The sequence below is a fragment of the Bacillus sp. JJ1474 genome (assembly GCF_036965225.1).
Taxonomy (GTDB): domain Bacteria; phylum Bacillota; class Bacilli; order Bacillales; family Cytobacillaceae; genus Cytobacillus.
In genome coordinates, this window is sequence record NZ_JBALPC010000238.1 from 333 (window position 1) to 8,627 (window position 8,295).

Below are 8,295 nucleotides of genomic sequence, written 5' to 3' on the forward strand. Positions count from 1 at the left end.
ATGGTTGGTGAATTCTGAATATATCGATAATAATAACCTTTGGAGTTTTGGCACTAAACTTGCACCATAAAAGGTGAGAACGGTGCACAGGAAATGGGGGAAATTTCATTGGATGTAGGTTTTATTACAAGAAAAATGGCAAATGATTTAAATCCGTTAAATCAAAGAAAAATAGCCATACGGGAAGAAACGGGAAAATCATGGACGTATTCGGATCTGCACCATATATCAAATACTTATGCAAATAAGCTAAGCGAACTAGGTGTACGAAAAGGAGACCGTGTTGGTATTTTGCTTTATAACTGTCTCGAATATTTCGGACTCTATTTTGCTGTTGCAAAAATTGGAGCTGTTGCCGTTAGGCTTAATTTTCGGCTTTCAAGTACCGAGCTCGAATATGCATTAAATGATTCACAGACGAAAATATTATGCTTTCATTCAAATTTATCCCAAAAGCTGGAATCAATTCTTCATCAAGTTTCTGTTGACCATTTTATTTGTCTCGAAAATAGTAAAAAAGTGATTCCGAGTTGGTCTGAGCCTTGGAGTATTTTAGAAAGCGGTTCAGCAGATGAAGTCAAAGTCAATCACATAAAGCTAAACGATCCAGTTATGCTGATGTATACATCAGGGACAACCGGCAGACCTAAAGCTGCAATTTGGACCCATGATACAACATACTGGTTTTCAGCAATACAGGCATTAAAATGGAAGTTTACTGGGGAAGAAATTGGGATGACTACTGGACCTCTCTATCATGTTGGGGCGATGGAAGATATTGCACTTCCCATCTTGATGATGGGTGGATCTGTCATTATAACTAAAAGCCACGGCTTTGAGATTGGAAGAATTCTTTCTGTAATTGAACGCGAAAATGTAACTGATTGTTTTTTATTCCCATTTATGATTTATGAGATGCTAAATTATCCTGAGCTGGATAAGTATAAGCTAAAGTCGTTAAAAACGATTTATTCCGGCGGTGACCCGTTAATGCCATGGGCACTTGAAAAGTTAAAAAAGAAGTATCCGCTTCTTGGGGTTGTTCAAGTTTACGGTTTAACTGAAGGTCAGCCAATTGCGGCTGCGCTCGATTCAGAGGATGCTTTTACGAAAGGCCATACAGTTGGAAAGCCAATGCCTCTTACAGAAATTAATATTATTGATGATAATGGAATACCTCTTCCTATTGGAGAAATTGGAGAAATTACAATAAAAAGTCCGGGCGTTTCAGAAGGGTATTGGAGGAAACCGGATGCAACAATGGAAACATTTGTGAATGGCTGGTGTAAAACAGGGGATTTGGGAGTATTCGATCAAGATGGTTATCTATCAATTGTAGGCAGAAAAAAGGACATGATTCGAAGCGGCGGTGAAAACATTTATGCAGCGGAGATTGAAGATGTAATATATCGCCATCAGGATGTGAAGGAAGTTTCTATAATTGGTATTCCTGACCCGAAATATATAGAAGCTGTATGCGCTGTTATTATTAAGAAAGAAGGGTCAAATCTTACAGAAGAGGATGTTATTGATTTCTGTAAACAATACTTGGCTAGCTATAAGAAGCCTAGAGAAGTAAGATTTGTTGATGAAATACCTCGTACTCCATCCGGAAAGGTACAAAAGTATATTCTACGAAATCAGTTTAGCTGAGTGAATTAAATAATCCTTCTCTTTAAAGTATTTACAATCTTAAAGGCAGTTAAAGTCTTTTTAATCAGAAAGTTGAGGAGAAATCCGATGAATAAAATTCAAGTAGTTTCGTGGTCGAAGCAGAGCCAAATCGCAAAAATTGTGATCGATAATCCGCCTGTAAACGTACTTAGTGCTGGCGTTATCGAACAATTGAATCTTGTGATTGATGAAATTGAAAGCGATTCTGAAGTTACAGCCGTGATTATTACCGGTGAAGGCGATAAAGCTTTTGTAGCTGGAGGAGATATTAAGGGATTCCCGGAATGGATGGGAAAAGGAATGGAGGAAGCGAAGCAAAAGTCACTTTGGCTTCAGGAACCACTTAACAAAATTGAAAGTTTGTCACGGCCAACGATTGTTGCCATAAACGGGGTGGCATTAGGCGGAGGATGTGAACTGGCTTTATGCTGTGATATTCGAATAGCAGAAGAACAAATCAAGATTGGTCTTCCCGAAATTAAATTAGGCTTATTCCCAGGTGCTGGAGGCACACAAAGGCTTCCGCGTCTAGTTGGCAAAGCGAAAGCAAAAGAAATGATTTTCACTGGTGAGCCTTTAACTGCAGAAGAAGCCAAAGAAATCGGGCTGGTCAATCACGTCGTTCCTAGAGGGAAATCTTATGAAAAGGCGCTGGAACTCGCAAAGTCTATTAGCAGCTTTTCTTTACCTGCCCTTACTTTTGCTAAACGTTCTATTGACATTGGTTGCGAACAACCGCTTCATGAAGGCTTAGTTACGGAAGCTGAAAATTTTGGTCATGTATTTCAAACGAACGATGTAAAAGAAGGCGTTGAAGCGTTTATCCAAAAAAGGGAACCTAAATTTACCAATAAGTAAACTAAAATATAGATTTGTTGTCGAAGAGCAACTGAATGTGGCGTCTGGTGAATGTTTTCCTTTTCACCAAGCAAAGTCCAGCGGAAGTGACATGCCATAGAATGATCTAAACCCAAAAAGTTAGACAATTATTTAGGCTGCTACTTGGGTATGAGTACTGTATTCATTTATGTGCCTATGACCTTTAGGTAGTAATAGGTCATAGGCATAAGCTTTTGGAGCCCACTTTATATAAAAAAGTACTTATGGATGGCTTTGAATCCTTAATAGGAGACAATTTACATATTTTCTCAAAAAACGTAGTGACAGACAATACAACAATGTGATATTATGCTTATAACAATTAACAAAATGTTAATTATAATTCAAAAAAGGTGATTAGAAGATGAGCGAGGAATTGTTAAATTATGATGTGAGCAAGTATCGAACTCCTGATGGCTATACGAGTGATATTGCCGTTTTTACTATTATTTCTACAGAAGTGGGTCCTTATAAGCCTCCACAAAAAACATTAAAAATCATGCTCATTAATCGAGCGGAGAAAACAAAAGAAGGTGACCCCAATATAGAAGCGGGGAAATGGGCATTGCCAGGTGGGTTTATTAAACCGGAGGAAACTGCATATGATGCAGCAGTTAGAGAGTTAAGCGAAGAAACTGGAGTCACAGGTTTAAGAATCAAGCATTTTGGCGTCTACGATCAATTTGGCCGTGATAGGAGGGGATGGATTATTTCAAATGCACATTACGCAATTGTTCCAGAAAATAAGCTCGTCAAAAGGAAAGCAGCAGATGATGCAGCGGAGGTAGAGTTATTCTCTATGGACGAAGTGTTTCAGCTGGAGTTGGCTTTCGACCACAAGAAAATTATAGAGGAAGCTTTATGGTTTATAAAAAAAGATATGTCCTTAACAACGGTGGCGAAAAACTTCTTGCCAAAGCAATTTGTCCTATCGGAACTGCAAGGGGTTTTGTTAACCGTCATGGATGAGCCTTGGCTCAAGCTGGATGCTCAATTTTTTCGGAAAGCCCCAACCTTACCTTTTATCGAAAAGGTCGTAAAGGATGGAGAGCCGCAAAAAACAAATCGCTGGTCGAAAAATAAAGCACAACTGTATCGATTTAATGATTACGAGCCATTTGTATCGATTTATAATGCAAAATATTAATTTTTTTACATTTTATAATTAACAATATGTTAATTGATAATCAATAAGGAGTGATGAAAAATGCCAATTTGGAAAGATTGGACCATCTTTGAAAGATTATGGCTTCTAACTTTCACGCTTATTAATATTTACTTGTTTTTTGCCTGGGATGATACGATTCTAGGATTGATTACGTCCATTTCTGGAATGCTTTGTGTTGTTTTAGTCGCGAAAGGGAAAGTGAGTAATTATTATTTTGGCATTATCCAAACAGGAACATATGCCTATATCTCGTACGGCTATGGCCTATATGGTGAGGTAATGCTCAATGCCCTGTTTTATTTTCCGCTTCAATTTGTTGGGATCTATCTATGGAAGCAGCATACAACTGACAACAAGATAAAAGGTGAAGATATTCAAATCAACGCTTTAACGAAAAAGGGCTGGATCGCCACGATTACATCCTTTCTGATTGTCTTTGTTTTATATGCGCTGCTTTTACAAAAAATCGGAGGAAATGTAGTGTGGATTGATTCTGCAACCACAACATTATCCGTCATTGCCCAAATCCTCATGTTAAAAAGATACACGCAGCAATGGTTATTTTGGATCGCGGTGAATGTGTTATCAATTGTACTGTGGGTGAAGGCATTGATCTTACAAGGTGGCAACGATGTATCGATGCTTGTCATGTGGTCGGCGTTTCTAATCAATAGCATATATGGTTATTACAATTGGACGAAAGTATATAAAAAACAGAAGGGAGAAGTGATGTAAATGAAAAAGGTTGGATTTTTTGGAGGAAAGTTTTTGCCTTTGCATCAGGGGCATGTGTATGCAATTGTCAAAGCTTCTGCAATGGTGGATGAATTATACGTTGTCCTTTCTCATAGTGAAAAAAGAGATCGGGAATTATTTGATGGAAGCAAGCTGTCCTACATTCCAGCTCAGATTAGGCTGCGATGGCTCTCACAATTAACAAGGGAAATGGAACATGTCAAAGTTGTTGAAGTGGAGGATCAAGACGGCAACGAGGATTATAACTGGAAAGAAGGCTCTTTGAAAATACGACAAGCGATTGGGAAAGAAATCGATGTTGTCTTTAGCTCCGAAATCGAATACGAACCAATTTTTAAAGAATTATATCCTGAAGCAAAACACATCCTGATTGATGAAAAAAGAGACCAGGTGAAGATTTCTGCTACAAAAATTCGGGAAAAAGGGATCTTTGAATATTGGGGTTACATTCCCGAGGTGGTAAAACCGTATTTTATTAAAAAGGTAGTCATTTTAGGGACTGAAAGCTGCGGGAAATCGACTCTCACTAGAAATCTAGCACTTATCTATAACACAACTTATGTCAAAGAATACGGAAGAGATTATTGTGAATATTTAGGAGGCTGTGATGGGATTATTATAGAGGAAGATTACCCAATGATTGCGTACGGCCATAAACTAAAAGAATATGATGCTATTAAAAATGCCAATAAAATCGTCTTTATCGACACCGAAGCTGCGGTTACTCAATTTTACTCAGAGCTGTACAATCAAAAACACCAAACAGTCTTAAATGAAATCGCTCGCATTCAAAAATATGATCTATGTCTATATTTAGAGCCAGATGTTAAATGGGTCGATGATGGATTAAGAGTGCATGGAGAGCAAAAGGTAAGGGAAGAAAATAATAATCGGTTGAAGGAAATATTGGAGGAGAATGGGATTGAGTTTGTGAGTGTTAGTGGGACGTATCAAGAGCGTTTGGGAAGAGCGATGGAGTTGATTGGTAGATTGTTAGAAGGGATATAGAGGAACGGGTACCTTGTCCATGCTTCAGAAAACGAGAGAGATTGTGTTTGAAACATGAATCTCTATGAAGCTAATATTTTATCCCTAATTAGTTTAGGTTGGCAAGGAACGATCCAAGAAGTTGAAAATTAGATAGAAAAGAAATATCTAAATAGATGGAAGACATTTGAACTTTTCTATCCAAGTTCTTTTTAGCTGTGTAAAAGAAATCACAAACCACTTGTAATAAAGTGGTATAACTGTATGATTTTTTAAATTTTAATTGTACCAACAATTATATACAATAATGTTAATAAGCAACAATGGTTTTAAATATGGAGGTACTTAATGGAGAAGTGGATAGGTAAACGACCTACAATTAGTCAGAAAGCGTTAGTTTCAAAGTATGAAAGATTATTAGTACAAGCACAAAATACAATAATAAAATCTACCGAAAAAGTTCTAAAAGTTATTGAGGCAGAATGTGATAAAAAAAGCGGGCGTGAACTAGACGGAGTATTAATATTGACATCAGAATCAATCATTTTCATGTCTAAACGTGAACACATGGTATATAAATACTCACAAATTAGTGATATTGATGTTCGAAATGATGGTAAGGACAAATATGAGTGGCAGATAACTCTTAAAGTTGGGCGATCTAAGCGTACATTTGATGATATTAAGAAAAATGATGATAGTCAAGAATTTATTGAAACTCTTGAACATATGATTGTTAATCAATCTCATGAGATACATACAACTGTTACTCATGACTTTGACTATTTCTTACATTCTGAAAGACTTGCAGATTTACGAACTCGTGGAATCAAAATTACAACGTTTCTAATGAAACGAGATGATCTAGGACAAACAAAAAATGGCGAGAGACTTCTGCGTGAAAAACATAAATATGCTGAACTCATTGTTGAGGGTTACTACCACGAAAAACAGAAAAAGGGTAACTTTATTGTAATAGATAATGGTGTACTACTATATGAATATAATGATAAGGAACGAAAAGCTCAACAGATTCACATTTGGCCTTTAGTTTTCTTTTCAAATACAGTTATTGATCATTATGCAATTAAAACTGTAATTAGTAATAATGAAGGCAAATTAGTAATGAATAATTCTGGTAAAAAGTTTACTAAAATATTATCTACTTCTAATATCCCTTTCAAAATTAAAACAAGAAAATGGCATCAAAAAATACTTGGTTTTCGAAGCGGCAAGTGGTGGAAAAAAACGATTGCGTCACTTGTTTATTTGTTTACATTGCTAATGATTGTTGCAATAGCTTTTGGTGAAGAATCTAAAGAATCTGATAATGTTACACAAGCTACTGAAGTATCTGATTCTAATACAGATAAGTCAAATGAAGCTGCTCGGCTAGCAGAGGAACAGCGTAAGCAAGAAGAAGCCGCTCGATTAGCGGAGGAACAGCGTAAACAAGAAGAAGCCGCTCGATTAGCGGAAGAAAAGCTCAAACAAGAAGAAGCTGATCGTTTAGCCCAAGAACAAAAACAGGTTTTTGTAAATTATAAAAACTGTAGTGAAGTTCGTGCTGATGGCGCTGCACCAATTTATAAAGGTGAACCAGGGTACGCGAAACACCTTGACCGTGATGGAGATGGAATAGGGTGTGATAGATAATATATTATAGAAAGAAATTACTTTTGTTATATGAAAGAAATAGAGAGGGGTTTTTCTCCGAATCTTATAAAATAATTGGTGCCTGTTCCCCAGTCTTTAAGTATAGGGAAACAAGCACCTTTCTTCTGATTCAGCTGTTCCCGACCGTATTGAAGGCATTAATCTAACAACACCATCAGGACTCTTCACCGTAATGGTTACGGTTGAAAGAAGTTCTTGTGTCCCGTCTGAAGGCAGGCTGGGAAGGGGATTATTATTTACATCTAATGCAATTCTGTAACAAGTTGGTCTTAAGCCTAAATTTATTCCTGAAAAAGCTAGGTTTTGATTCATTTTACACATTATTTAAACAGGAAAAGTACAAAAAGGGGGTACAATCCCACCTTTACTTATATTGAAAACTGAAATCATTGATCATTTTACTTTATAATCTTCCTAGTGGAATAATTACAAAAATTCTCAATCCGGTGTTTCCTATCAAAAGCTCTCACGCTCCATCACGATTTCCATTCTAAATTACCCTTTATTTCCTTCCGAAACCGATCGTTTCCATAAAGTTCTTCAAATACTAGAAAACAATGAATCCCATACTCGATGGAATGATAACGCCGACTGCAGAAGTTGATGTAAGCAGCCCAGAAAAGATTAGTATTTTTATGAGCAGTTTATCCTTTTTATTAGTAACTATATATTGATGATAAAAACTACTTCCTTTATGATGCTAATAAATACAAAAAAAATAATGAGGGGGACCATTTATATGGAAAAATTATATCCTACTTTCAGCAGAAACAATTTTAATCTTACGAAGGAAACAACAAAGGCTGCAGAATTCAAAAATGATGAAACGAAAGAAATTATTTACTTAGTGCCAACTAAGAAGGAGATTAGCATTATATTAAATCCAGAAATAGTTGATAAGAATGCGATATTAAGAGCTGACAAAAAGTTTCATAGTACAGCACTCACACAATTTCCAAAAGAAATGCATACGGGCGCGGCTCCGATTCATTACGGGTATTCTTTCAAATTTGCCGATGAAAGTGAATTAGATTCATTTTTAGACAGTTTTAACAGAATTTAGACAATTGAAATATAGACATAGAGGGTGCAATAATGAGGAATAGGCCGCATTTTCGCGGCCTATTTTATTTAGTTTTTTTTCCAATGTAAGA

General features: G+C 36.5%; 7 protein-coding genes. All 7 read left to right on the plus strand.

From position 1 onward, the window contains the following. The first annotated feature begins 108 nt into the window (after nucleotides 1-108). The 7 genes from V7164_RS23215 to V7164_RS23245 all read left to right on the plus strand — a co-directional run bounded on the left by V7164_RS23215 (nucleotide 109) and on the right by V7164_RS23245 (nucleotide 8,204). Nucleotides 109-1,653 carry an AMP-binding protein gene (locus V7164_RS23215; protein WP_335355362.1) on the plus strand — a complete coding sequence of 515 codons (1,545 nt, stop codon included), beginning with the start codon at nucleotides 109-111 and terminating at the stop codon, nucleotides 1,651-1,653. Between the two features lie 87 nt (nucleotides 1,654-1,740). Further along, a complete protein-coding gene (locus tag V7164_RS23220; RefSeq protein ID WP_335355363.1) occupies nucleotides 1,741-2,532 on the plus strand; it encodes an enoyl-CoA hydratase in 792 nt (263 codons plus the stop codon). 385 nt (nucleotides 2,533-2,917) lie between these two features. Further along, nucleotides 2,918-3,700, plus strand: coding sequence for an NUDIX hydrolase (locus tag V7164_RS23225; protein WP_335355364.1), 783 nt, complete (start codon nucleotides 2,918-2,920; stop codon nucleotides 3,698-3,700). Nucleotides 3,701-3,760: 60 nt separating this feature from the next. Then, on the plus strand, nucleotides 3,761-4,456 hold the full coding sequence (pnuC, locus tag V7164_RS23230; protein WP_335355365.1) for a nicotinamide riboside transporter PnuC: 696 nt from the start codon (nucleotides 3,761-3,763) through the stop codon (nucleotides 4,454-4,456). Further along, entirely contained in the window at nucleotides 4,457-5,485 is a 1,029-nt protein-coding gene (gene nadR / locus V7164_RS23235) for a multifunctional transcriptional regulator/nicotinamide-nucleotide adenylyltransferase/ribosylnicotinamide kinase NadR (protein ID WP_335355366.1), read from the plus strand. 327 nt (nucleotides 5,486-5,812) lie between these two features. Further along, complete coding sequence (locus V7164_RS23240) at nucleotides 5,813-7,120, plus strand: excalibur calcium-binding domain-containing protein (RefSeq protein ID WP_335355367.1); 1,308 nt, start codon at nucleotides 5,813-5,815, stop codon at nucleotides 7,118-7,120. A 760-nt stretch (nucleotides 7,121-7,880) separates the two neighbouring features. Continuing rightward, a complete protein-coding gene (locus tag V7164_RS23245) occupies nucleotides 7,881-8,204 on the plus strand; it encodes a hypothetical protein (protein ID WP_335355368.1) in 324 nt (107 codons plus the stop codon). Nucleotides 8,205-8,295: the final 91 nt, after the last annotated feature.